This window comes from Tessaracoccus luoxuelianae (assembly GCF_054483915.1).
Window position 1 is genome coordinate 738,997 of record NZ_CM137013.1, and the last position, 24,295, is coordinate 763,291.

Sequence of the window (24,295 nt, forward strand, 5' to 3'; positions counted from 1 at the left end):
CCCCAACACCCCCTTCCGAGCACTCTAGCCAGTGGGTGTGGCGGACGCCGAATCCTCGACGGTGCGTGCCCTGCGGGCGGTGCCTATACTCGGGAGGACCGCGGGGCGGCACCCGCGATTATGTCCGGGGGTTCCGTACGTGACGCTCATCGAGTTCGTCCGCTTTCTGCGCCACGACGCGCGCCTGATCGCCATCATGACCCTCCTGGGCCTCGTGGCGGCGGCGGGCTACGCCTACCTGCAGCCGGTGGTGTACCAGTCGAGCGCAACGGGCATCATCGTCGCGGGGGACAACACGAGCGTCGGCGGCGCCATGAGCGGAAGCGCCCTCGCGCAACAGCGCGCGGCGGTCTACGTGGCCTTGGCCGGGACGGCGGCCGTGCGGGACCGCGCCGCGGAGGCACCCTCCATCCAGGAGAACCCTTCGGCCGCCAACGGATCGATCAGCGCCAGTACTGTGACGGGCACGCCGCTGCTCACAGTCAGCGCCACCGGCGGTTCGGGTGAGGAGGCGCGGCTGCTGGCCGACGCCGGACTCGAGGCGCTCGCCGCCGAGGCGCTCGCCCTGGAGATGCGCACCCCCACTGAGGAGGGGACGCCGGCGAATCCGGACGATGTCGCGGTTCGGATCGCGACATACAGCCCCGCCTCCGCATCCTCCGAGCCGGTCTCGCCGAACTGGCTTCGACTCCTCCTCATCGGGACCGGCGCCGGGCTCGGGCTTGGGTTGGCCGTTGCCTTCGCCCGCTCGAAGCTGGACGTGAGGGTGCGCACTATGGCGGACGTCGAGGCTGAAACCGGGCACGGAGTCCTCGGTGTGATCCCGGACACCAAGGAACTGTCCGAGGCGCGCACCGGGGCTCGGATCAGCCTGTCCAAGCTCGGTCCGGCCGGAGAGGCGCTGCGCCAGCTCCGCACCAACCTGCGCTACGTCAACATCGACTCGCCGCCCAGGTCGATCGTGGTTACCTCGGCCAACCCGGGTGAGGGCAAGTCCACCATCTCGTCGACTCTCGCGGTGCTGATCGCGCGGTCAGGGCAGCCTGTGGTGCTCATCGATGCCGACCTCCGCAAACCGGTGCAGCACACGATCTTCGGCGCGGACAACGCGATCGGGCTGTCGCAGGTGCTCGTGGGCGACGTGTCGGTGGAGGACGCGTTGCAGCGCACCAGCGAGCCCAATCTCATGGTCCTCACCTCCGGGAAGGTGCCGGCCAACCCGTCGGAGATGGTGGGGTCGCGGCGCATGAAGACGCTCCTGGCCAGCCTCTCCAAGCACTACTTCGTTATCACCGATGCGCCACCAATCCTGGCCGTCACCGACGCGGGCCTCCTGACGGCATCCACCGACGGTGCGGTCCTGGTGGCCCGCGTCGGGAAGACGCACAAGGAGCAGTTGCGGATGGCCACGAAGCTGCTCAAGCAGGTGGGCGGCTCGGTCCTGGGCACGGTGCTCCACCGGGCGCACCGCAAGAGCATGGGTGAGGTTGTGTACGGCGCCGGACATGGCGGTGCGTACCAGGCCTACTACGGCACCGGCGACACGCATCTCACGGAGGAGGATGCTGCGCCCATCACTGTTCGACGAGCCGCCCCCGCCGCGGAGGTGGTTGAGCCGGCGCCCCAGGTCCCGGTGGCCGTGCCTCGGTCGGCGAAGCGCAGCGCCGGTCACTGAACGGCGTCCGCCTCGGCTGCAATCCGCTCGCGGGCAGCTCCGTGATACGCGAGGTACAGCCCCAGGGCGACTGCGATCGGCGGGCTGGTCAGGGAGAATCCGATGTTGAACGAGACGATCAGGCCGCAGATCAGCGCGGCCTCGGCCCACACCGGCCGGTCATTCGACGGTAGCTGGTGGAACATCAGGAAGACGCCGACGATCAGAGCGAGCAGAAGCGCAGACGCAATCAGCCCGCCCTCAGTCTGCATCGCCCGGTAGCTGTTATGGAAGAACAGGGTGGTGCCCCTGATCTGCACCTCCGCCGTGCCCAGCCCCTGGCCGAGCCATCCCGCATCGAGCACCATCTGCTGCTCGGCCAGCGCGAGGGCCTCGCGAAGGGTGTCTGAGCCGGCGCGGTCTGAGAACCAGCCCTGGGCCTCAGCCAAGGAGTCCACCCAGGCGTAGAGGGCGGCAGTCACGACGAGCGCCGCAAGGCTGAACAGCCGATTCATGCGTGGGGCAATCCACACCCAGAGCGACGCAATGGCGTACGCGAACAGCGTGGTCCGGGAGACGGTGAGGAGCACCCCGACGCCCACTACTGCCCAGAACGCGAGCCGGGCCCGGCGCGTTCGGAGGGACTGGATGGCGGCGAATCCGAGCGTGGTGAGCACGTAGCCGGCGGCGTTCGGGTCGCCCAGGACGCCGGTGAGCCTGCCCTCGTAGCTACTGCTGGGGAGGAGGGCGGCGCTCACGGTGAGGGCGACGAGCATGCCGATCACCACCCCACGGCTGACTGAGCGGACGTGCAGGCGGCCAGCGCCGAGGACGGCCACCACGGCGAAGAGGGTGAGGATGTTGACGGAGCGACGGAGCTCGTCGAGCCCGTGCACCCAGAGCGTCCAGCCCACCAGCCACAGCACCAGCGCCGTCCCTGCCAGCGAGACGAGAAGGCTGCCGGCCCTCCACCGCGCGCCGGCCCACACTCCGATGCCCACCAGTCCGAGGCAGGCCAGGGTGTTGACCGGCAGGGTCAGGGAAGGAATGAGGAACTCGACTCCCCGCACGGGGATGAGCATGCCCAGGAGGAAGACGGGGATGACGATGTCGCCCCATTCCTGCAGCCAGCGGCTCTCGGGGGGTGCCTCCGCCTCGGGGAGGGTGGTCGCGGTGGGGTCTGAAGAGCTCACCGTGGCCTCCCGTCGTCCGTGCCGTCCGACGAGTGTGGCACAAGTTCGGCCACGTGCCGCCTCAGGGCCGCGGCGAAGTGTGCCTCGTCGAATGCCGTCACGTGCTCCCGGATCGCGGCGGGGTCCCAGCTGCGGCCGCGGTTGGTGATGACCGCCCGGGCGATGTCGCCAGCGGCGGCAACGTCGAAGAAGGAGCCGTTGACCCCCTCCCGGACTGTGTCCAGGTAGCCACCGGCGCGCAGGGCAAGGGTGGGGGTGCCGAGCATACCCGCCTCCAGCGGGGTGAGCCCGTAGTCCTCGAAGCTGGGGGCGATCAGCGCCTCTGCCGTACTGTATGCCCACGCCAGCTCGCCGTCGGAGAGCCCTTCGAGCATCCGGACGTTGGCGGGCAGGCTGCGGCGGAGCTGCTCGAGGAGGGGACCGCGGCCGACGATGACGAGGCGCTCGTCGGGCAGACCGCGGAAAGCGTCGATGACTGTGTCCACGTTCTTGTAGGGGAGCAGCCGGGAGACCACCAGGTGGAACGAGTGCCAGTCCGCCAGGGCATCGATGGGCTCCGGCGGCACTGCGTCGTGGACGGCCGGGGGTGCAGGTACGACGGTGGCGTCGAGGCCGTACACGTCCCTGATCCGCCCACGGACCACGGTGGAGTTGGCCAGGTAGCGGTCCGCCGACCTGGCGGCGCGCTGGTCCCATCGCACCAGTGCCGGACGCAGTGCGGAGAGTGCCCACCCCACCGGGGACCGGCCCGCCGGCGCTCCCAGATAATCCTCCACGAGGTACAGGAACCGCGCCGGAGAGTGGCAGTAGACCAGCTTCCTGCCGGTCGTGCGGAACCCGTGGGCGAAGCCGGTGGTGGAGACCAGCAGCACGTCCGCGTCGATCACCGGAGCGCGTGAGATCGCGGGCTGGTACAGAGGCAGGCCGATCCGGTGGTCCTTGCGCAGGACGCCGAGCCTGTTGAGCGGGGTGGTCAGGATGCGGGCCTGACGGAACTCGGGGAAGGTGCCGTCCGGGTCGTAGACGGTGGTGTAGATCTCCGCCTCAGGGAAGGCGCGCAGCATGGCGAGGACCACCCGCTCCGCGCCGCCGCGTTGGGTGAGGTAGTCGTGGGCGATGGCGACCCGGGGCGTCATCGGAGGCTCCCGCTGCCGTCTGGGGCCCCGTACCCTGCCAGGCCCGCCGACTCCACCATCAAGGCGATGAGCTTGCGCGAGACGGGACGGGGAAGCAGAGCGGCGGCCTGGTCGATGCCTCGGGCCAGCGTGGTCGCCCGTCGCCGGGTGAGACCCCGGGCCAGCGCGGTGACCGCACGGTTCCACATGGTGGGCTCGAGATCCCACGGGTCCCCGAGCACCTCCATGCCGTGGCGCGCCGAGAAGATCCGTCGCGCGGCGCCGGAGTCGATCCCGCGCATCGTCCTGATCTCGGTGGTCACAGACGCCATGTGGTGCGGGGTCTCAAGATGGCGCACGAGTCGGACGGGGATGCCCGCGCGGTGCAGCCGGTAGCCGTAGTCCACGTCCTCGTAGCCGTAGCCGCGGAAATCGGTGCTGTAGGGGCCCACCTCGTCGTGCACTGACCGGCTGACAGAAACGTTGCCGCCCCAGTAGCGCCAGGTGCGCTCGGGAGGGGTGGCATAGGCCTGCCTCCGGAACTCTGCGTCAACGTGCTCGCCGTAGGCCCGCCAGTAGGGGGTGGGGGGGCAGACGTTGAGCGGCAGACCCACGGCTCCACACTTCGCCCCTTCATGGGCACGACGGTGCTGGGCCACGTAGTCGGGCCGGGGCTCCATGTCGTCGTCGCAGCGGATCAGCACGTCGCCGCGTGCAGCCTCGAAGCCCGCGTTGAGGGCGGCCACCCGGCCGCGGTTCTCCGGGAAGACGATGCGCCGGACCGGGAGTTGGCTCTCGTAGCGGGCCACCACTGAGGCTGAGTCGTCGACGTCGCCGTCGATGACGACGATGGCCTCCCAGGCCGGGTCGTCCTGCGCGGCAAGGGCCGACAGCAGGCTGGAAAGGCGCGGCGCGCCGCCACGGCTGGGGATGATCACTGAGGCGAGCGTCATGCCGATCGTTCCTCCCAGGCGGTCAGATAGTGCGCGAACCGGGCGATCCCCGCGTCTGGAGAGTAGAACTCCTCCCACCTCCGCCGGGACTGCTCGAGGTGTGCTGCGGTGTAGCCCGCGACGGCGCCCTCGATGGCCGTGGCCAGTGCGCGGGGGTCACCGGCCGGGGCCACGAAGGAGGGATCGTGCCCTGTCACCCTGGGGAGCGCGCCAGCGTCGGTGGTGACGAACGGGCAGCCGGCCGCCATCGCCTCCACGGCAACCAGCCCGAAGGACTCGGGCGCCACGGACGGGAAGACGGCCAGGTCCACCTGCCGGAAGAAGTCCTCCGGGTCCACCCAACCCAGTCGGACCGGGGCCGGGGAGAGCGCGCCGAGGGCGGCCTCGACGCGGGTCGCATCGGACGTGCCGGCGTACAGGGCCGCGCCGCCCACCACAAGGTTGAATCGGCCAGGGGAGCGGCCGTGCAGGAGCCCGAGAGCCTCCGCCAGCACGACGGCGCCCTTGGCGGAGGTGAGACGGCCGAGGAAGCCCAGGCGAACCGGCGCGCCATCCCGAGGCGGCAGACGCGGGGCGAAGGCGAAGTCCCTGGTCCAGTTGTGCAGCGTGCTGGTGGCGGCGCCCAGCTGCTGACGCATCCACTCGGAAGGGACCAGCACATCGTCGGCCCCCTTCGTCGACAGGGGCAGGAGAGTACGCAGCCGGGCCGACGGAAGTGAGTGGAGATGCACCACCCGTCGGGGGATCCCAGCGGTTGCCACGGCTGGCCGCAGGCCGTTGCACCAGAGGAGCTCCGGTGCGCTGGCCAGGGCCCAGCGTCGGAGACCTCGCAGGTATCCGGCTGGGGTGCGTCCGTGGATCTCCTCCGTGGCGAGGCCTCTGGCAACCGCCGCATCGAGCAGGGATCCCGGCGGGCAGACCACCCGCACGTCTCGCCCGGATGCGCGTGCTGCCTCGGCCATGGCCAGCAGCATCACCTCGCCGCCGCCCATCCCGCCCTGGTTGGCGGCGAACGTCACGGTGCTCATCGAGCGAGCCGATCGTAGGTGTCGGCGATCTGTTGGGCCATGGACGCAACGGTGGGCCATCGCTCCGGCAGAGACGGCCGCCGCGCGGGGAGGGTGGCCTGCTCCTGCATGACGTCGGCCACGCGGGGGATGTCGGCGGAGTCCACCATGCAGTGGGCCGGCAGGATCTCCGGGTTGCCTCCCACCGGGGTGGCCACGACGCCCAACCCGTGGGTGACGGCGTCGAGGATCGAGTACGACGCGTTCTCCCACACCGAGAGTTGCAGCAGGACGTCGTGGGAGGCCAGTGCGGCCTCGGGGTGAAGGTGACCAGGGAAGGAGACCCTGTCGTCGAGGCCGAGGCGGGCGGCGTGAGCCGTCAGCGCATCCCTGTCTGGCCCGTCCCCGGCGACGGTGAGGGTGGCGCCAGTCTCCCTGGCGGCGACGGCGGCGAAGGCCTCCAGCGTTGCCGCAAGCCCCTTCTCCGGGGCCAGCCTGCAGAGGGTGAGGAAGCGGTGCCCCGGTAGCCGCGGTGGCGGCCCGGACGGGTCGACGCCGTTGTGGATCACCTGAACGGGCCTCGGTGGGCGCCAGGCGCGCACCATTTCCTGCTGAGTCGAGCGGCTCACCGCGATGAGCGCCGAGAAGCGGAGGACGCGGAGACGGTGCAGGACTCGTCGGACGGCAGCCTTGGCTCGGCCGCCGTGGTACAGGCGTGAGTCTGAGGCGATGCCATGCTCGGTGGACACCAGGTGGACGGGCAGACCCGCGGCAGCGGCGACAACCAGGAAGTCGGCCCGGGCCAGATGCGAGTGCACGACGCGTGGCCGGACCTGCCGCACGAGGGCCCGAAGGGCTTGAACTGCTCGACGGGGCGGCCCGTCGAGCGGTAGCTCGTGCGTGACGACGCCGAGCCCCCGCAGCTCCTGGACAAGCGGCCCGGAGGGTGCCGCCACCTGTAGTTCATACCCCGGCAGACCGACGCGGGCCACGTCGAGGACGTGGCGGGCAACGCCGGCGAGGTTGCTCACCGGCACCACCCACACCGCTACCGCGCTCACGTCAGAACCACTGCTCCAACCGGTCGAGGGCCGTCCAGAATCCCTCGCCGTTGTTGGTGTGGCCCATCCAGATCTCCGGAATGAAGCCGACACCCGGCGCCAGCCGGTCCAACTGCTCCGCCAGCACGGGCCAGTCCACCTCCCCCTCGCCGATCTGCGGGCCCTCCCCGTCCACACCCTCGGCGTCGACGATGTGGAGGTGTTCGGTGAGCGGGGCCAGCGCCTCCACGTAGGTGGAGAAGGGCATCCTGTGGAAGTTGGCGGCCAGCTTCGAGTGCGAGATGTCCAGCGTCAGACGCTGCCCGTACTGCTCGCAGAAGTCGACGGTGTCCGCCAGGCCCATGAACAGGTTGTGGTACTGCTGGCCGCCCATCAGCCAGGGGAACGGCGGCAGCGTCTGGGCGGTCAGGCGCACGTCGGCGGTGTCGAGCCGCTCGATTGCCTGGGCGATACGCGCGTACATGGCGGGCCGCTCTGACGCGTCGACGAAGCCGTCGGCGGTGAAGCCGCCCATCGTGGCGATGACCACGGGCGCCTCGTCACAGGTGAAGTAGCGCGTGAGCCCCCGGGTGATGTCGATCACCCTCTGCGTCTCGCGGATGGACCGCTCCCACACCGCCTCGTGAGGGCTGGCGAGGTTGATGATGAAGTCACCCGCGTACAGGTCCGGCGTGTGGCAGGTGAATGCCATCGGGAGGCGGTGCGTGAAGATCTCGTCGATGTCGAGCTCCACGTCCTTGTAGGAGAAGTGGAACTCCAGAAAGTCGGGGTTGGTGCCCTCGATCAGCTTCGCATAGTCGTGGTAGCGCACGGGGAGCCCCCAGGGGCGGCGGAACGAGTAGTGCCGTCCCTGCGACACCGCGTCCGTGAGGTCTCCGGGGTAGAAGAAGTCCCCCTCCTCCACCGCCCGGCGCGCAGTGCGTCCCACCAATGCCTCAAGGCGGTTCGGCTGCAGCCCGCGGCCAGGCGACTTGACCGTGACGTCGTCGCGGCCGATGCGCTCGCCCACGCCGATGCGTCGGGTGGCCACAAGAGACTTCGCGAGGTTGACCCGGTTCATGGACTCTCCGGTGGAGACCACGCGCGCGTCCCCGGTGCCGAGCGATTCCTCCAACTCGCGGATCCGCGAGACCATCTGACGGAACTCGGCCGGCAGCAGCGACACCTTGTGGTCGCTGCCTTCGAGGGTCTGGTCGGTGGTGAAGTGCTTCTCGATGATGCGGGCGCCCATCGCGACAGCGGCCAGCGGCACGTGGTACCCGCGCTCGTGACCGGAGTAGCCCACAGGACCGCCGCTGATCTCGGCCAGGCGTGCGAGGTACCGCAGATTGATGTCCTTGAACGGCGCCGGGTAGGTGGACTGGCAGTGCAGCATGGCAAACGGGGACCCTGAGCCGCGCAGAAGCTCGGCGGCCTCGATGATCTCGGCCTCCGTGCTCATCCCGGTGGAGACGATGAGCGGCAGCCCGGTGGCGAACATGTCCGCGAGCAGGGTGTGGTTCGTCATGTCGGCGGACGCCACCTTGAGGCCTGGCACGCCGTAGTCCGCCAGCACTGCAACGCTCGGGGAGTCCCACGGCGTGCAGAGCACGTCCACGTCTCTCTCACGGCAGTGGTCGAAGACCTGGATCATCTGCTCGGCCGTCAGGGAGTACTTGGCCAACAGGTTGAGGGTGTACTGGGCGCCCAGGTCCTCCCCGCCGGTGGCGGCCCCGCTCTGGCGGTAGAGGGCATCCATGTCGCGGAGCTGGAACTTCACCACGTCCGCGCCGGCGTCCACCGCGAGGTCCACCAGGCGCTTGGCGAAGCCCACGTCTCCCTGGTGGTTGTTCCCGATCTCGGCGATGACCAGTGTCGGGTCATCGGCGGAGACACGGTGACGTCCAACCCGGAGCTCCTGAGTCCGCGAGGTGGCGATGCTCACAAGGCGGCCGCGGTCATCTATCAATGGAATGTGGGTGATCGGGCCAGTCAGCATGGCGGCGATCGTGGAGGCCTTCTCCCCCGCTGGTGCTGTGACGCAGCGACGGTTCGCGATCGCACCGACCGGCGTCGAAAGGTCTGGGGCGGCGGAGTTCACGAGCCAGCGGCGAACATCGCCGTCGGACAGGGAGCCGACCAGATGCCCATGCGAGTCGACCACGAAGACGATCCGTGACCGGTTGTCACTGATGACCTTCAGGGCGCTCAGGGTTGTCTCGGACGCGTCAACCGTCAGGTCTTGGACGTTACGGTCGATGTGCATCGCAGTGAGCTTCCTCCGCATGGGGCACGCACCCCATCGCGCCCGGTTCGAGCAATCTACCAGTGCTACGAGGAGCATCCTCAGAGCGCGCTACGACCTCGATCGACAGCACGTTGCGGTGGAGGTGGCTTCAGCCCAACCGGGGAAGGAGTTGGGGGCCGTGCTTGTCGCCTCGGACAAAGTAGGTCCAGTAGCCAGACAGCCGTCCCGCCGCGTCCACGGTCCATCGCACCCACCTGACCCTGCGGGTTCCGCCCGGGCGGATCATCCGCCACGGGAGAAGTGCGACGCTGTGCGCGAGGTGGCCGACGAAGTGCGGCAGCGACGGGACTCGGGTCTCCGAGGCGGGGTGACGAGCTGCGACGGCTATACGAGCCTTGGCCATGAGGAACTCCTTCTTCACGACTCGCGTGGGGGGAGTGATCGTGAAGTTCACGATGGCGTCTGGGACGTAGACGAGAAGGTGGCCCGATTCCTGCACGCGCCAGGAGAACTCAAGATCGTCACACCCGTAGGACGGCAGCGATTCGTCGAAACCGCCCACATCGAAGAAGGCTTCATGTGTGATGGCGAAGTTGCATCCGCTGACGTGAGGCAGGTAATCGGTCTGTTGGAGTGCGTCGCCGAAGGCGGCGTGGTCGATCGAGCCGTTGGGTCGGATGGCTGTGACGCGACCACCACCCAGTCCTGATTCGACGGAGGCGTGCAGGGCGCGAACCCACCCGGGATCGACGGCGTCGTCCGCGTCGCAGAAGGCCAGCATGCGCCCCCGTGCAGCCTGGGCCCCGACGTTGCGAGCATGCGGGATTCCGCGCTTGGCTGAAGAATCGATGATTCTGAGTTCCGCAACTGCCCCCAGATTCTCGTCTGCCCACTGCTCTGCCACGGCCACTGTGTCGTCTGTGGAGCCGTTGTCGGAGACGATCACCTCAAAGTGGGGTGCAGCTACCTGAGCGGCCAGCGCATCGAGTTGACGTCGCAGCGTCTTCGCGCCGTTGCGCACACAGATGATCACCGACACGTCGATGTGGTTCACGCCTGGGCCTCCGCTAGTTGATGTGCGATCCGACTCGCGGGGTCAGACTCTACAACGGGGGCTGGCGTCGGCGGCTGGCCCCACCGGCTCATGCCGTATCGAACCCAGAACTCCTCCAGCCAGGGGGGCGGCGACACGTGGAAGACCCAGGCCGGGATTCCGCGCGCGGCGGCCTCGAGGACGCCAGTCGAGAAGGCGCTGACGACGGGCCGGTCCAACTGGGCAAGCGGGGTGGACGAGTCGATCTCCATGCCCAGCCGGCTCCAGATCGCATGCTGCGCCCGTGAGAGCTTGTCCTCCTCGCGCGGATGCGGCCGATAGATGGCGCCCGTCAGCCGCCAGAACTCGGTGACGGAGCGGGTCATGGACCAGCGCGAGAGCTCCGCCCCGTGGAGCTGTCCGAGAAAGGCAGGTGTAGCGAATCGGCTCACGTGGATTGCCGGGCTCCTCGCGGCCGCCGCGAGCAGCTGAGACCCCACCACCTTGGTGGTCAGGTCCGGTCGGCCCTCGGCGATGAAGGCGGCGTCGGCCTCCGACCATGCCAGCACCTCGACCCCCGGCGGAGGCGGGGGTGAAAGGGGCGTCAGCAGTCCGTGCTGGACCACCAGTTGGCGCCACCCGCGGCGGGCAGCCTGCTCGTGAGCCCAGGCGCCCACCCCAAGGTGGTCGCCGATCGACACGACGGCACGGACTCCGTCGAGCATCTGATCTGGATCGCTCATCTCGCGCCATCCCTCGCCGGGGAGGCGGAGATCTGTCGTCGCGGGATGGACCACGATGGCTGGGAGTTCTGCGGCGGATTTCAGGGGTGCCAGCAGTGCGTGGCGGTTGGTGGGGGAGTCGGAGTCGCATGCGACGAGGAGCGCGGGTTCGCTTCCGCGAACCCAGACCCGGTGAGCCGGCTCGGGCGCATCCACGTGCGACGGGCGGCGCGTCAACCGTGCCTTGAGGATCTGGAGGCGGCGGCGTGATTCCTGCCAGCGGCGCCACGACTCTCGGTCCAGGTACCTCAGGCCCACAGCTGCGCCACCTCTGCGGCCCGGTGAGCCCACGTGTGCTCCGCGAGGGTGCGCTTGCGGCCGGCCTCGCGCAGAGCATCGCCCCACCGGTCGTCGCTGATCGCCCGGCGGCACAACTCCACGAGTTCATCCTGGTCGTGGAACACAGCCACCTCAGTGCCCGGTTCGTAGTATTCGGAGACGTCATCACGGTCGATGAGTTGCACTCCCCCCACCCCTGGGACCTCGAAGGTCTTCATCGTGAAGCCGTCCTGGTCCCCGTGGATGTTGATGGCGGCGGGTGCTCCCGCGGTGAGGGCGTAGCCGTCGGCGCGGTCGATGTCGCGTGCCGCCGGAACGTCGGGGCGGGTGAGCTGCCAGGTGCGGGCACGGTCGAAGGGGTGGCGCGACCATTCCCTCCCGTAGCAGCGCAGCGGCACGCCTGCGTCGGCGACGGCCGTGAGGAGTTCGTCGCGACGGGGGTAGCGCGCCCCGATGAAGATCACCTCGGGCGAGTGGTGCGGGGTGGAGGTCATGGCGGGATCGAACGCGTTCGGCAGGTGCAGGCACGACCGGCCGGCGTCGTTGAAGGCTTGGGTGTCGAGCGGCGAGTAGGAGATGAGGTGGTCGTAGCGGGCCAGAGATGCCGCGTCGTGCGCCGTCCGGCGGACCTCGTCCCACAGCCAGAGGAACCGGCGCGATCCCACGTCGTCGAGGGCGTCGAAGACCGACTCGCCGAACTGGTCCCCCCGGATGACCAGGGTGACATCTGGGCGTAGGCCGCGGATGGCGTCTGCGGCCTCGGTGCTGTGCCGCAGGTGCGGACGCTCGTCCCCGAGCCCCACCCGGGTGGGGAGCTCGTAGAGCAGCTTGTGGGAGAGCTTCTGCCCGAACGTCTGCTTCGCGTCGTAGGAAAGGGTGGCAATCTCGAAGCCGAGCTGCCGGAACCCGGCGGCGATGCTCGTCGAGTAGCCGTGGAAGACGGGGCTGAGCAGCAGGAGCCTCGGCTTGCGCGTCATGATGCGCCCCAGATCAGCGCGAGTTCCTCACGTGCGGTGCTCAGCGGTGCCACGTCGACCCCGCGGAGGGCGCGTACGCAGTTCCAGATCAGGTTGACGGCCGTGGCTGTGGTGAGAGCGGCACGGAGGCGACAGGCCCCGCCCCACTTCTCCGCGTAGCGGACCTGGGCCGTCACGAGCCAGCCTCGGCGCCTTGCGGGATCTGAGGATCCCCCACCCTCGTGGGTGACGCTGACCGCAGGGAGGTAGATTCGCGGCAATCCGTGGGCAGCGAGGCGACGCTGCAGGTCGATCTCCTCGGAGTTCATGAAGAAGCGTTCGTCGAACCCGCCGACTGCCTGAAAGTCGGCCAGAGGCACCATGAAGGCGGCGCCCACCAGCCACTCGACCTGCACCGGCGTGGTGGCGGTGATGACGCGGAGGTCGTGTCCGAGCAGCCGCCTGACCCAGGGGCGGTCACGCCAGCGGGCCAGCGGCGTCAGCCACTCGACGCACTGGTTGACCGTCGTCGGCCAGCGGCGGGCGCTGAACGTCACCTGCCCGGCGTGGTCGAGGACGCGGGGAGCCACCACCGCGGGCTGCAGGGGGACGGCGCTGGACACCAGCCTGGCGACGAAGTCATCCGGCACTTCCAGATCGCTGTTGAGTACAAGAAGAAGGTCGCCTTTAGCGGCAGCGGCGCCGGAGTTTACTGCGGCGCCGAACCCGCCGTTGGTGGGGCGGCGCACGACCAACACACCGTCGGAGGGTGGGAACGGTAGGGGAGCGGCATCGTCGCTGACAATGATCTGGTGGGGGTGTTGAGGGATGAGGTGCCGAACCAGCGCCGTGGTGTGCGCGGGATGGCCGTAGTGAGGGATCACCACGCTCACCGTTGCTGGTCTCGACACGCTGGGCCCCCTCCTGCCGCTGTGCTAAGCCTACATTTCCGGCGGTCAGATGGCTCCCACGCTCAAGTGGCCTTCACGGTGCGAGGCGACGGCCACTCAGGTCTCTGAGGAGCTTGGGCCCGGCCTCACGTCGCATCAGCCAGTAGCACCAGTATCCGCTGAGGCGGCCAGCGCTCTCCACAGCTTCGCGCACGTACCGCTTCCGGGGGACGGGACGGCGCCCGGAAACAGGAGCTGCATCGGCAGGTTTAGGAGTCTGCGCACAATGTCACGGATGCACGAGAGAAGGCTGTGACCGGACGGGTCAAAAGCAGGATGCCTCTTGGCCATGAGCATTCTCCCGCGTGCCAACTGAAACACCTTGCTGGCCGCTGTCGGGAGATTTGAGATGTAGTACGCAATTCTCGCATCAGGAGCGTATGCGAGCGGGTAGCCCTCGTCCTGCAGCCGCCAGTACAGGTCCGTGTCCTCGAAGCCGTAGCGAGGCAGCGACTCGTCGAATCCGCCTATATCGAGGAGCAGGTGGCGAGTGATTGCCAGATTGCACGCCGGCGCGAGCGGGAACGGGTCTGCGTTCTGGAGCCCTTCCGCAGCGGCGCCTGGCATAGGCTCGCCCTCCGGCGAGACGAAACGCTTGAAACCAGCCACGGCTCCGGCGTGGTCCTCGAGAGCGCGGGCTCTTGCACCCACCCAGTCGGGATCGACGATGACATCGGCGTCGCAGTAGGCGACAATCCGGCCGCGCGCCTCCGGGCTCCCAGGTTCCGCGCGAGCGGGATGCCCGTGGATGAGCCGTCGACCAGGCGTCCCGGCACGCTCGCGTCCGCGATCCACCTCTGACCGTCTGGAGGGTCTGGTCGCGCGAGCCGTTGTCGACGACTATCACCTCGAAATTGGGAGCGCCGACCTGTGCGTGGAGGGCATCCAGCTGGCGCAGAATCGTCCGTGCCCCATCCCTGAAGATGATCACCACAGTGATTCACGGTCTGGTCACGGCCCCCCTCGAGTCGACGCCAGGGCAGCGGGAATCACCACGGCTGTCGCAGGGAGGATGGGGTGTGACACTTCTCGTGGACAGTCGTTACCAGGAAGGAACGACGAGACGAGATGTCATCGAATCGCAGGAAGTACACCCCGGAGTTCAAGGCTGACGCGGTCCAGCTCGTGGTGGTCGCTCAGCGGCCGATCGCGCAGGTCGCGCGGGAGTTGGAGATCAATGAGAGTTCGCTGGGCTACTGGGTCAAGATCTACCGGGAACAGCACCCTGACCCGGTGAAGGCCCCGCCCCCGGTGGAGGCGGCCCGCCTGGCCGCGTTGGAGGCCGAGGTGCGCCGGCTGTCGGAGGAGAACGCGTTCCTGAAAAAAGCGGCGGCCTTCTTCGCCAGGACGCAACCGTGACCGACAAGTTCACGCTGATCCACGCGGAGAAGGCCACCCACTCGGTCGGGTTGATGACCCGCCTGTTGCACGTGTCGCGGGCCGGTTACTACTCGTGGGTGAAGCGAGGCGATACCCCGGGCCCGGCGGCGACCCGACGGGCGGAGGTAACCGCTGCGGTGATCGACAGCCACACAGCCTCCAACGGCATCAACGGGCACCGCCGGGTACGCGCTGACCTGACCGCCGACGGCGTGCCCGCCTCGGAGGGGATGGTGCGCTCGATCATGCGCCAGGCCGGGATCGCCGGCATCCAGCCGCGGACGAAGAAACGCACCACGATCCCCGCCGACGACGCCGAACAGCGCCCTGACCTGGTCAAACGCGACTTCACCTCCGACACGCCAGGGACCAAGCTGGTCGGTGACATCACCTACCTGCGCACTGGCGAGGGGTGGCTGTTCCTGGCCACCGTGATCGATCTCCACTCCCGGATGGTGGTCGGCTGGGCAATGGCCGAGCACATGCGCACCGAACTGATCAGCGCCGCTCTGCGGATGGCCCACACCCACGGACACCTCGCCCCTGGAGCGATCTTCCACTCGGACCGCGGATCTCAGTACACCTCAGCCGACTACGCCGCCCTCGCCGCCCAACTCGGGGTGCGGTTGTCGGTGGGGCGGACCGGATCGTGCCACGACAACGCGGTGGCCGAATCGTGGTTCTCGATGCTGAAGAACGAGATGTACTACCGGCACAGGTTCGCGACCCGAGCCCAAGCCAGGCTCCACGTCATGCAATACATCGAGGTGTTCTACAACCGACGCCGCCGCCACTCCACCCTCGACTACCAAACCCCAGCCGCGGTCCACGCCGCCCACCACCCTCAGACCGCAGCCGCGGCCTGACCAACAAAACACCTGTCCACGAAACTTGACACAGCCCAGGATGTGGCGCCAAACCTCGATGCCGTCGACGAGCCATAGCACGGCCGCGAAACCGATCGTGCACACGGCGAACCCCGCGCGGAAGAGCCATCCGCTCCCCGGCCGCACCAGCCAGGCCATGGCGACGCAGAGTGCCCCCCCACATCACGAGGTCGACGGCGCGCACGAAGGGCCACCACCAGCCGAGGAGCCTGTGGATGACCTTGACCCAGCGAGGGTCGCTCTGGGCCACGAAACCCCACGTTTCGGCGTGCCACTCTCCGACGACCATCTCGCGCAGTGTCGCGGAGGTGTTGTCCATGATCTCGGCGTGCCAGGGGACGCCTCCCCCTTCAAGCCACTCGACCATGGCGGGGCAGGTCTCGCTCCAGAGCGGGGTCAGGCCCTCCATGCGTGCGGGAATCTCCTGGGCTGCTGGACACTAGGGCATGCCGTGCTGACGTGCCAGGCCCAGGTACCCGTCGACATGGAATCGCCCGACATAGCGGTCCGCCGCCCGAACGGTCTCCATGGTCGTCGGCTTGGGCAGGTACGGGTACGCCACCGGGGCCGCATTGAAGACCGCCGACTGGACCAGTCCGAACACCACAAGAACGGCAAGCCCCGCGCCAGCCCACCGCGGCCTCGGAATCTCGCGTCGTGATGTGACGGCGAGCAGGAGGATCGCGACCACCAGCGGAGCTACCAATGGCCGGACGAGGAGCGCGACGACCGCTCCGGTGACCATGGGCGATAAAGGGTGTCCCATGGTCCAACGGACGACACCGGCAGCGAACAGGGCGCAGGCGGCGAGCGTCATCGACTCAGTGAGGAGGCGCCCGTCCCACACGAGCCACCACGGCGCCATGGAGAAGGCCAAGGCGAGCCAGAACATGGGGCGCGGGAGTCCGCGGCACGCCACGACGGACGCCCAGCCCCAGAGCAGACCGGTGAATAGCCCCTGGACGACGACTGCGAGCTCTGTCGGCAGCAGGTAGAGAACCTGGAGCAGCTGACCCGGGCCCTGCCCGAGATCGAACCTCAGCGTGCCCAGCGGGTCCTGTGGGTTGCGGTAGCGAAGCGTGTCGACGGAGGGGATGGGCGCGTCCATGAGCACCCAGGCAACTCTGACGAGCGAGAGGACGACGACGCCGCCCCACTCGACACGGGAGGCCGCGCTGCCCGTCGCCACCCGTCCGCCACTCATGCTGCATGGTACCCGTGTGGGGCTGCGCCGACCGGGGTCATGCTCGTGCGCGGATGCGATCATTCTCGGCAGGCGCTACCGCTCACAGAGGGCTCAGGGTTCGACGCGCCGCGCACTCCCACAGACGGCCGAGCTGGAAGGCCAGGTGACCGAGGGCAGCGGTGACTGACTTGTCGCGAACCCGGCCGGGGAGCTGCCTGGCCCAGATGAGAAACCACCGGAGTGAGTGGGGGAGGCTAGCGACTGCGGGCGCGTCGGGCATCCTGCGGTGTTTTGAGAACAGGGCCACATGCGCTCTGCCATAGCGGAACTGTTGGCGCATCAGGGGCCGCAGACCCGCTCGCTGGAAGTAGTCGAGCGACGCGCCTGTGTGGTGCCCCAGTCTGAACCCTGCCCTCGCCATGCGCCAGCCGAAGTCGACGTCCTCTTGGCCCAGGGCCATGTCCTCGTCGAAATGGCCGACAGCCGTGAACACGGCCCTGTGGATGCCGAGGTTCCCGCCGGGGAGGTACGGCAGGTAGTTCATCGACACCGGGACCGCATCAGGGTTGACCACCTGACCTCCCCTCATGTCTTCGGACACGAGGTGGAGCGGGCCGGTGACGCCGTCGGCCTGAGTCAATCCCTCACGCATCGATTCGACCCACGCACGATGGACCCGGTCGTCCGCGTCGCAGATGAGGATGAGCGGCTCCGACGAAGATGAGATGCCGACGTTGCGCGCGTGCGCCACGCCTCGCCGGGCTGAAGCATCTACCACGTCAAGTCCCGCGAACTTCGATTGCCAGCTATGGCACAGAGTGACGGTTTCGTCGGTCGAGCCGTTGTCGCTCACCACAACGCGAAAATCCAGGACTGTCTGGCGGTCGAGAGCGTCGAATTGTCTTCGGATCGTTGAAGCAGCATCAAGAACCGGTATCACCACGACCGTTGACACAGCAGCCACCGCGTCTTCACCCCTCCCACCCTAGACGGGCCCTACGATAGGGCACGCGGGTGCCTTCAGGGCCTCGTGGGTTACGCTGGCACCAGGTGGATCGTTCAGTGGGCGGTCCTTTCGAGGAAGGTCCCGACGGATGTCGCCCATCGTCAGCGGGAGATTCAGTGTGATCATCCCGACTTTGCAGCGGTCCCAGGATCTCGCCCGCCTGGTTGAGGTCTGCGCACACCATGACCTGGTTCATGAGATTGTTCTGATCAACAATGCACAGGAGCCACTCAACGTCCCAGCGTCGCCCAAGGTTCGCGTGCTGAATCAGATGCGCAACATCTACGTTAATCCAGCCTGGAATCTCGGGGTCCGTGAGTCGACGGCTGAGTGGGTGGCGATCCTGAACGACGACATCCGATTCGAGCCGGACGTCTTCACCTACGTGGCAGGTGTATTGAGGAAAGGATGGTTCGGAATCATCGGCCCCGACAAGACCTGTTTCGTCGATGATGGCGACCGACCAATCAGCCACCGTCTCGCCACCCCGGACACCATTACTTTCGGCTTCGGCGCGTTCATGTGCATGCGGCGCGCTGACTACGTACCTATCCCTGAGGAGATGATCATCTGGGGCGGGGACGACTGGCTCTTTGCGCACCAGCGAAAGCTCAATGCGGTCCTTGTGCACACGCCATTTCGGACTCAAGGCAGCGTCACTGCGGGCTCCGAGGAGTTCCGCGGGCTCAAAGCCGAGCAGCAAGAGGTGTGTCGACGCATTCTGGCACCGATTCACGGCACTCGGTGGTGGCACCGCCCGATCAAGACGCTCGCTTGGGCGCGAACTCTGCGCCACCGCCTTCGTCGTCGGTGAACCAAGCTAGTCGAGCTGCCACCGCCGCCAGGGAAACGGAGCGACAGCAATCATGTCTCCCTTGGGAATCCAGTCCATGAACCAAGGGCCCCTGCCGTCCAGCATCTCGTCATAGGTCCTGGAAAGTTCGACATCGTCCAACTGGTTCAAGTCCAACCAGCTATGACCGGGATGCTCGAGGTCGTACGGCCCGAGGTAGCTCAAGGCGGCGGCTCCATCTCGAATCTTGCGGATGAAGTGAGCCTTGGACCGGTACGAAAAGTGCAGGATTCGGAGGTCGTGTGCGATCGCACCCGTCCGGTCGACTGCATGGTTTCCATGGTGGATATGTGCCCAAGGATGCCAGCGGTACGCCACCTTCGGAAGCCGGTCGGGCATTGACCCCATGAAGTAGGCACTACCCTTTCGGACGACGTTATGCACGTGGGCTGATTGAACCTTGATGCCGCTTGGCAAGGAGTTCAGGAAGCCACCCAGGGGGCGTCCATGGGGTGCATACCAGAACTCGTCCGCGTCCATGGGCACGATCCAGCGTGCCCCCAAGAGTGCTGCCTGTTGCGCCAGGAAATCCATCTTGATCTCGTGGTAGTGCCGAGGTTCGTGGTCCCGATATACCAAGAGGCGCAACGGTCCGTCGTAGTTCGCAAGAATCGCCGAGGTCCTATCGGTGGACAGGTTGTCTGCCACCACCAAGCCGTCGAGCGCCTGCCTTTCATAGTGAGCCAGGAGAGCGGGGAGGAGTTCCTCCTCGTTCCTGACGACGGTGACACCCCAGACCCCGGTCAGGTTCGAAAAGACGTGTGAGGCAGGAGCGCGCACTTGATCCATCGTCCCCTCGATCCGGGCGGCCAGGATGCGCCGGTCGCGAGCGTAGTGCCGCCGAATCATGCGGGAAGCACGTTGTGCTGAGCGCTCGAGCAGGAGGGCTCGATGCTTAGTGGCTCGAGCCTTGTCTGCCGCGGCGCGGAGGAAACTCATACGACTCCGAAGTCAAGCCCAGGATGTGCTGTCGATGGTAACGCAACAGGACAAACCTGGGCGCCTCCCGCATCCGATTCTTGCGCGCTCCAGTAACCTGAGACCGTGGTCGACCACCCCAAGATCTCTGTGATCATCCCAGCGCACAATCCCGGTGCCTCCCTGCTCGACCAACTCGTCCGTTTGAGCGAAGAGCACGTGCATGAGCCATGGGAGGTGGTCGTCGTCGACAATCAGTCTTCCGACGGTTGGCCTGAGTCTTCGGTCGAGATAATGCGCTATCGCCTACCGGTGCGCCTGGTCAGCGCCGACGAACGCTCGGGTGCCTCGTACGCCAGGAATGTTGGTGCCGCTGCTGCCCACGGCGACGGGTTCCTCTTCTGTGATGCGGATGACATGATCCGGCCCGGCTGGGTGCGCGCCCTCAGTCAAGCCCTGAAAGAAGCTGATGTGGCAACAGGGCCAACACTGTTCACCGGTGTGTTGAACCGACCAGACGTTCTGGCTTGGCATGGAGGTGCCGTAGACACGATCCCGGACGGTCCGACTGTGCCCTTTGGGTATCTCAAGGCCGGTGGAAGCGGGAACATGGCGGTGACCGGCCAAGCTTTTCGCACGATCCGCGGTTTCGACGAAACGTTCATGCGTGGCGCCGAAGATCTCGACCTCTGTCTGCGTGCGCAGGAGGCCGGATTTCGGTTCGCATATACAGCTGATGCTGTGGTCGACGTACGCATGCGCGACTCGTTCCGGGCAATGCTCGCTCAGCACTACAGCTACGGTATCGGGGCCGCGCAACTCTATTCGCGGCACTATGGCGAAATGAGTCGGAAGCAGAGCGTCCGCCAAGAACTCGGCGAACTCAAACACCTACTCACTCGGTCAGGTGACCTTGTCGTCCGCGGTGATCGTGAGAGACTGGTTCGAGACTGGTCCAACAAACTGGGGCGCCTCCGCGGCGGTCTACGGGCCAGGAGACTGATTCCGATTCCTTAGAACCCGAGACGACAGGTGTGGAGGTTCGTGTGGTCCGCGATGGTACCGGCAGAGGCGCCAGCTCCCCTAGGTCAGCTCCGAACTGGGCCACGAAGGCTGCGCAGAGGGCGAAGCACCAGGGTTTCCTGCTCGCCAGGATGATCGAGAGCATGTGCAAGTCCTCAGGTGAACGTCTCAGTGAGGCCTACTTTCGATTAACAAAGCCTGCCGGAGAGTATCGGTACGACCCGCGCATGTACGGGCGGAGCTTTGTCGCCACGGATGCGGAGGGGAAGACGAAGGAGTCCCCCAAGAGCATCCCCCGGGTAATCTACTGCTTCTGGACGGGCGACAACCCGCTGACGCCGCGGCGGGCTGAGAGCCTCAATCGGATGCGTGCAGTCAATCCCGGGCTTGACGTAGTGCTTGTGACCCCACAGAACCTGTCCGACTTCGTGAAGCCGGGGGCGCCTTTGCATCCCGCGTATCAGTCTCTGTCAGCCGTGCATAAGTCGGACTACCTCCGCGCGTACTTTATGCATCACCATGGGGGCGGGTACAGCGACGTGAAGCGGCCTCTGGGTCCTTGGGAGGGTGCATTCGAGCGACTCGTGGCATCGCCCGAACACTGGTCTATTGGGTATCGGGAGCTGTCGAAAGATGCCGTGCCGAAATTGCCGGGCCGTCTGGGGTGGGACTTAAAACGGGAATATGCCAGAATCCATGGCGTGTGTGCCTTCATCATGCGGCCCGGCTCGCCACTCACTGCGCAGTGGATGCAGGAAGTTGAATCCCGCATGGACGATCTGAGCGCTCGCTTGAGTGAGAACCCCGGGAATGCATTCGGGAACAATCAGGGCTATCCAGTGGAGTGGAGCTACATCTTGGGCCAGGTTCTGTGCCCACTTCTGCTCAAATACAGTGATCGCGTCCTTCTTGATGACACCATGCTGCTGGAGTTTAGTGACTATCGTTGATCACGCGAGTCTCCCCAATCGCACAAGCTCAGCGAAACCAGGCGAGGTGTGAACCAGTTCGGCCATGGTTCCCTCGGCCTCAATCCGTCCCCCGACAAAGTAGAAGATGATGTCTGCATCGCGAACGGTCGACAGGCGGTGGGCAACGACGATGATGGTCATCGCGCCCTTGAGGTCGGCAAGGGCTTGAGTGACTCGGTGCTCGGTCTCATTGTCCAGAGCGGAGGTAGCCTCGTCCAGAACAAGGACGCTCGGATCGCGATAGAGGGCCCGCGCAATGCCAATTCGTTGCTTCTGGCCCCCCGACACGCGAGTTCCCCCGCCGCGAATCACCGTGTCAAGGCCGTCTGGCAGAGACTCGAAGAAGTCGGTGAGCTGGGCACGGTGAATGGCGGACACAACACGCTCGTCGCTGATTCGGTCCGCTGGCACACCGAAGGCGATGTTCTCACGCAGGCTCCGATCCATGAGATAGATGTCCTGAGTGACAACCCCGACCTGCTCCCTCCACGCCGTGGGGGAGTCATGGATACTCGAGTCGCCAACCATGATACTGCCGCTCGCAGGCCTCAGAAGCCCTAGGAGAATCTCGACGAAGGTGGTCTTGCCCGCCCCACTGGCGCCGACCAAAGCGACAGTTGAACCGTAGGGTATCTCGCCGCTGACTCCCCTCAAGACCGGTTCTACGGAGTCCGGGAACCGGAATGTCACGCCGTCAAACACTATCGCCTCCCTCGTGAAGGAGATTCGAGGCTCCGGGTCACGTGCGCGTCCCTCCTCGTTCTGAAGGTTTGCTATCTCCTCTCGGAGTCTGGCCGCGTTGGGGCTGTTTGACCGGATTCCCCCGACAGTCGCGACGACTGCGTTCAGCTGCGGGATGATCCGGATCGCGGCGACGGCGAATACGCCCAAGAAGGCAAAAGCCTCGTCGCGGGGCGACGTTGCGAGAAGAAGCAGTGCAACCAGGATGATGCCCAGGATCATCACGATCTCCAGAAGATGCTTCGGTAGTTCGTTCAAGACGCCCGTTCTTCGGCCGAGCTCGGCTATGCGTCGCGTTGTCTTCGAGTATCCCTCGGTGAAGAAGTCGTGCGAGTTGGTCAGGCGAATGTCGCGTGAGCCGTCGAGGGCGGGCGACAGGTAGTGCCAGCTCTTGTGCTGCTCGACTCTTGCTTGCTCGGCGAGCTTGAGGATTCTGGACCGCAAAGTCTCCTGGATTGCGAAGGCTGATCCGCCAAAGACGATCACGGCTGCGAGGGTCGCCAATGGCGAAAGTAGCAGCAGCGCGACCAGGATAGCGCCGACCGTCACACCCGATACGAAGAGTGAGAGGAACGCTGGCGTCAGCGACGCGAACACGGAGGGTATGTAGGTGAGCAGCGTTTGAAAGATGTCGTCGGATGGGCGTCTCCGGTGGTGCACCCACGGCGAGGTCATGTATAGCATCATCGCTTCGTGGGTTGCATCGGTCCGTGCAGTCGCTAGAATCCCCAAGCTCCACCATCTAAACGCAATAGTGAGCACGCTCTTGGTGATCATCAAGACGATGACTGCGCTGAGTGTGAAGACGAGAAGATCCTCGGGCTGCGTGATGCCGGTGAGGTTGCTCAGAAAGTAGAGCGCGGGGGCGGACGCTATTGGTGTCCCTGTGATGATCTGCATCGCGGGGAGGACCAGCACCACCGCCGACATGTCGATCAGGGCAACCATGCCAAGTCCGAGGAACATGGCTATGAGCTTGGGTCGGAGCCTCCAAGGGACGAGGGTGAACGCTGCACGAACGTCGTCGACAGTTGCGGCGAGACCTCTCACGTCGCAGACCCCAGCATCGAGGCAGATCGATTCGGATGACGGTGGGCGCCAGTGCACCTGCTGCTCGGTAGTCTGATCGTGCGCATGCTCGTTACTGTAGTTGAGCGGGCTCGTCCCATGACATCGCGAGGGTGAGGGCTGCAGTGGGCGGCGTGAGGGTCACTGATCGCTCTAGTGAGGGAGACGGAATGGGCTCGCCTGATGTGCGGTTCCTCGGGCTGATGCGGAAGGCCAAGCATCTGACGCTGCGGGCGTCCAAGGCCGCCAAGCCGATGTGCCGGCAGTCACGGGATTGGTTCACGGATCTCAGTGCAGGGGTCATGAATCGTTTCGGTGATTACGAATTCGACGCAGCGCGGTACCGCAGATCCTTCTTGGCCCGCCACCCCCCAGCGGTGATGGGGCCGTCCCGTCTGCCGCGGCAAGCGTACTGTTTCTGGACGGGCGACAATCCGCTGTCTGCCAACAGGCTTGCGAGCCTAGACCTCATGCGCGCCAGGTTGGACTTACCGGTGCATCTCGTCACTCCGGCGGACCTTGGCGAGTGGGTTGTCGAGGGGCATCCGCTTCATCCTGCTTACGAATATCTGTCATTGGTCCATCGCTCCGATTACCTGCGCGCCTATTTCCTGCACTTCCACGGGGGAGCATATCTTGACATCAAACAGCCCCTTGGTAGCTGGCTTCAAGCTTTCGAAGCGTCTGAGCGCGACCCCCAGGGTTGGTACCGGGCGCCTCGTATTCGCTCGAGTGCTGATGTGGTCTCGTTGCCTGGGCGGCTCGGACGCGACCTGCGGAGGTACCACGGCGACACTGTAGCCACGCACGCGGGGATCGCGTGGTCTGCTACGGCGTTCACGGCCGAGTGGTTGCGTGAGGTCGAACGGAGACTCGATGCCGGACTAGAACAGGCGCGCGAGTTCCCCGGGCAGGCCCGCGGCGATGTGGTTGGCTATCCATTCTCCTGGCACGACCTGCTTGCTCGGGTTTTCCACCCGTTGTGCCTCAAGTACCGCCAGAACCTCCGGGCCGACGAAAGGCTCAGGCTCGATTATGACAACTATCTCTAG

At 66.4% G+C, this 24,295-nt stretch carries 21 protein-coding genes and 1 pseudogene; 6 read left to right on the forward strand and 16 right to left on the reverse strand.

Annotation, left to right across the window (positions count from 1 at the left end):
- The first annotated feature begins 139 nt into the window (after positions 1-139).
- On the forward strand, positions 140-1,675 hold the full coding sequence (locus ACX1D1_RS03020; protein WP_459055855.1) for a tyrosine-protein kinase domain-containing protein: 1,536 nt from the start codon (positions 140-142) through the stop codon (positions 1,673-1,675).
- On the opposite strand, the gene ACX1D1_RS03025 is transcribed toward ACX1D1_RS03020, so the two are convergent.
- The 12 genes and pseudogenes from ACX1D1_RS03025 to ACX1D1_RS03080 all read right to left on the reverse strand — a co-directional run.
- Positions 1,669-2,847, reverse strand: coding sequence for an O-antigen ligase family protein (locus ACX1D1_RS03025; protein WP_459055856.1), 1,179 nt, complete (start codon positions 2,845-2,847; stop codon positions 1,669-1,671). The two genes, ACX1D1_RS03020 and ACX1D1_RS03025, sit on opposite strands and share 7 nt — an antisense overlap.
- Positions 2,844-3,983, reverse strand: coding sequence for a glycosyltransferase (locus ACX1D1_RS03030; RefSeq protein ID WP_459055857.1), 1,140 nt, complete (start codon positions 3,981-3,983; stop codon positions 2,844-2,846). Before ACX1D1_RS03030 ends, ACX1D1_RS03025 begins: the two co-directional genes overlap by 4 nt.
- Positions 3,980-4,915 carry a glycosyltransferase family 2 protein gene (locus ACX1D1_RS03035; RefSeq protein WP_459055858.1) on the reverse strand — a complete coding sequence of 312 codons (936 nt, stop codon included), beginning with the start codon at positions 4,913-4,915 and terminating at the stop codon, positions 3,980-3,982. Before ACX1D1_RS03035 ends, ACX1D1_RS03030 begins: the two co-directional genes overlap by 4 nt.
- Positions 4,912-5,943, reverse strand: a complete 1,032-nt coding sequence (locus tag ACX1D1_RS03040; protein WP_459055859.1) for a glycosyltransferase family 4 protein — start codon at positions 5,941-5,943, stop codon at positions 4,912-4,914. Before ACX1D1_RS03040 ends, ACX1D1_RS03035 begins: the two co-directional genes overlap by 4 nt.
- Positions 5,940-6,983, reverse strand: a complete 1,044-nt coding sequence (locus ACX1D1_RS03045; RefSeq protein WP_459055860.1) for a glycosyltransferase family 4 protein — start codon at positions 6,981-6,983, stop codon at positions 5,940-5,942. The genes ACX1D1_RS03040 and ACX1D1_RS03045 overlap by 4 nt, the downstream gene beginning before the upstream one ends.
- A gap of 1 nt (position 6,984) precedes the next feature.
- Positions 6,985-9,228, reverse strand: a complete 2,244-nt coding sequence (locus tag ACX1D1_RS03050) for an N-acetylneuraminate synthase family protein (RefSeq protein ID WP_459055861.1) — start codon at positions 9,226-9,228, stop codon at positions 6,985-6,987.
- 130 nt (positions 9,229-9,358) lie between these two features.
- Complete coding sequence (locus ACX1D1_RS03055) at positions 9,359-10,264, reverse strand: glycosyltransferase family 2 protein (RefSeq protein WP_459055862.1); 906 nt, start codon at positions 10,262-10,264, stop codon at positions 9,359-9,361.
- Positions 10,261-11,283, reverse strand: a complete 1,023-nt coding sequence (locus tag ACX1D1_RS03060; protein WP_459055863.1) for a prephenate dehydrogenase — start codon at positions 11,281-11,283, stop codon at positions 10,261-10,263. Before ACX1D1_RS03060 ends, ACX1D1_RS03055 begins: the two co-directional genes overlap by 4 nt.
- Positions 11,274-12,281 carry a CgeB family protein gene (locus ACX1D1_RS03065; protein WP_459055864.1) on the reverse strand — a complete coding sequence of 336 codons (1,008 nt, stop codon included), beginning with the start codon at positions 12,279-12,281 and terminating at the stop codon, positions 11,274-11,276. The genes ACX1D1_RS03060 and ACX1D1_RS03065 overlap by 10 nt, the downstream gene beginning before the upstream one ends.
- Complete coding sequence (locus tag ACX1D1_RS03070) at positions 12,278-13,171, reverse strand: glycosyltransferase family 2 protein (protein WP_459055865.1); 894 nt, start codon at positions 13,169-13,171, stop codon at positions 12,278-12,280. Before ACX1D1_RS03070 ends, ACX1D1_RS03065 begins: the two co-directional genes overlap by 4 nt.
- Positions 13,172-13,306: 135 nt before the next feature.
- On the reverse strand, positions 13,307-13,819 hold the full coding sequence (locus tag ACX1D1_RS03075) for a glycosyltransferase family 2 protein (RefSeq protein WP_459055866.1): 513 nt from the start codon (positions 13,817-13,819) through the stop codon (positions 13,307-13,309).
- Positions 13,820-14,066: 247 nt separating this feature from the next.
- Positions 14,067-14,144 (reverse strand): annotated as a pseudogene (locus ACX1D1_RS03080) (hypothetical protein); the annotation flags it as partial.
- Positions 14,145-14,278: 134 nt separating this feature from the next.
- Here ACX1D1_RS03080 and ACX1D1_RS03085 point away from each other — a divergent pair.
- Positions 14,279-15,456, forward strand: a protein-coding gene (locus ACX1D1_RS03085) for an IS3 family transposase (RefSeq protein ID WP_459055867.1) whose coding sequence is annotated in 2 segments (ribosomal slippage) — positions 14,279-14,540 and positions 14,540-15,456 — 1,179 coding nt in all. Because the reading frame shifts where the segments join, the coding sequence is not laid out codon by codon here.
- Positions 15,457-15,916: 460 nt separating this feature from the next.
- Here ACX1D1_RS03085 and ACX1D1_RS03090 read toward each other — a convergent pair.
- Both ACX1D1_RS03090 and ACX1D1_RS03095 read right to left on the reverse strand, forming a co-directional pair.
- The gene (locus ACX1D1_RS03090; protein ID WP_459055868.1) at positions 15,917-16,681 is read right to left on the reverse strand and encodes a hypothetical protein; all 765 of its coding nucleotides are present in this window, start codon (positions 16,679-16,681) and stop codon (positions 15,917-15,919) included.
- Between the two features lie 82 nt (positions 16,682-16,763).
- On the reverse strand, positions 16,764-17,618 hold the full coding sequence (locus tag ACX1D1_RS03095) for a glycosyltransferase family 2 protein (RefSeq protein ID WP_459055869.1): 855 nt from the start codon (positions 17,616-17,618) through the stop codon (positions 16,764-16,766).
- Between the two features lie 139 nt (positions 17,619-17,757).
- Between ACX1D1_RS03095 and ACX1D1_RS03100 the strand changes: the two genes are divergently transcribed.
- Positions 17,758-18,483 (forward strand): glycosyltransferase, encoded by a 726-nt coding sequence (locus tag ACX1D1_RS03100; RefSeq protein WP_459055870.1) that lies wholly within the window; start codon positions 17,758-17,760, stop codon positions 18,481-18,483.
- 6 nt (positions 18,484-18,489) lie between these two features.
- Here the strand turns inward: ACX1D1_RS03100 and ACX1D1_RS03105 are convergent, their stop codons facing one another.
- Positions 18,490-19,371 carry a glycosyltransferase family 2 protein gene (locus tag ACX1D1_RS03105; RefSeq protein ID WP_459055871.1) on the reverse strand — a complete coding sequence of 294 codons (882 nt, stop codon included), beginning with the start codon at positions 19,369-19,371 and terminating at the stop codon, positions 18,490-18,492.
- A gap of 195 nt (positions 19,372-19,566) precedes the next feature.
- Here ACX1D1_RS03105 and ACX1D1_RS03110 point away from each other — a divergent pair, with 195 nt between their 5' ends.
- Complete coding sequence (locus ACX1D1_RS03110; protein WP_459055872.1) at positions 19,567-20,457, forward strand: glycosyltransferase family 2 protein; 891 nt, start codon at positions 19,567-19,569, stop codon at positions 20,455-20,457.
- Between the two features lie 137 nt (positions 20,458-20,594).
- On the forward strand, positions 20,595-21,413 hold the full coding sequence (locus ACX1D1_RS03115) for a glycosyltransferase family 32 protein (RefSeq protein WP_459055873.1): 819 nt from the start codon (positions 20,595-20,597) through the stop codon (positions 21,411-21,413).
- Here the strand turns inward: ACX1D1_RS03115 and ACX1D1_RS03120 are convergent, their stop codons facing one another.
- Positions 21,414-23,225: an ABC transporter ATP-binding protein gene (locus tag ACX1D1_RS03120; RefSeq protein WP_459055874.1), complete on the reverse strand. Its 1,812-nt coding sequence runs from the start codon at positions 23,223-23,225 to the stop codon at positions 21,414-21,416.
- A gap of 188 nt (positions 23,226-23,413) precedes the next feature.
- Between ACX1D1_RS03120 and ACX1D1_RS03125 the strand changes: the two genes are divergently transcribed.
- Positions 23,414-24,295 (forward strand): glycosyltransferase family 32 protein, encoded by an 882-nt coding sequence (locus tag ACX1D1_RS03125; RefSeq protein WP_459055875.1) that lies wholly within the window; start codon positions 23,414-23,416, stop codon positions 24,293-24,295.

What these genes read in the sequence shown, in the direction of transcription:
- ACX1D1_RS03065 (WP_459055864.1), bottom strand. Translation starts at nt 12,281, where the DNA reads ATGACGCGCAAGCCGAGGCTCCTGCTGCTCAGCCCCGTCTTCCACGGC.
- ACX1D1_RS03125 (WP_459055875.1), top strand. Translation starts at nt 23,414, where the DNA reads ATGGGCTCGCCTGATGTGCGGTTCCTCGGGCTGATGCGGAAGGCCAAG.
- ACX1D1_RS03040 (WP_459055859.1), bottom strand. Translation starts at nt 5,943, where the DNA reads ATGAGCACCGTGACGTTCGCCGCCAACCAGGGCGGGATGGGCGGCGGC.
- ACX1D1_RS03035 (WP_459055858.1), bottom strand. Translation starts at nt 4,915, where the DNA reads ATGACGCTCGCCTCAGTGATCATCCCCAGCCGTGGCGGCGCGCCGCGC.
- ACX1D1_RS03100 (WP_459055870.1), top strand. Translation starts at nt 17,758, where the DNA reads ATGTCGCCCATCGTCAGCGGGAGATTCAGTGTGATCATCCCGACTTTG.
- ACX1D1_RS03030 (WP_459055857.1), bottom strand. Translation starts at nt 3,983, where the DNA reads ATGACGCCCCGGGTCGCCATCGCCCACGACTACCTCACCCAACGCGGC.
- ACX1D1_RS03090 (WP_459055868.1), bottom strand. Translation starts at nt 16,681, where the DNA reads ATGAGTGGCGGACGGGTGGCGACGGGCAGCGCGGCCTCCCGTGTCGAG.
- ACX1D1_RS03105 (WP_459055871.1), bottom strand. Translation starts at nt 19,371, where the DNA reads ATGATTCGGCGGCACTACGCTCGCGACCGGCGCATCCTGGCCGCCCGG.
- ACX1D1_RS03115 (WP_459055873.1), top strand. Translation starts at nt 20,595, where the DNA reads ATGATCGAGAGCATGTGCAAGTCCTCAGGTGAACGTCTCAGTGAGGCC.
- ACX1D1_RS03050 (WP_459055861.1), bottom strand. Translation starts at nt 9,228, where the DNA reads ATGCACATCGACCGTAACGTCCAAGACCTGACGGTTGACGCGTCCGAG.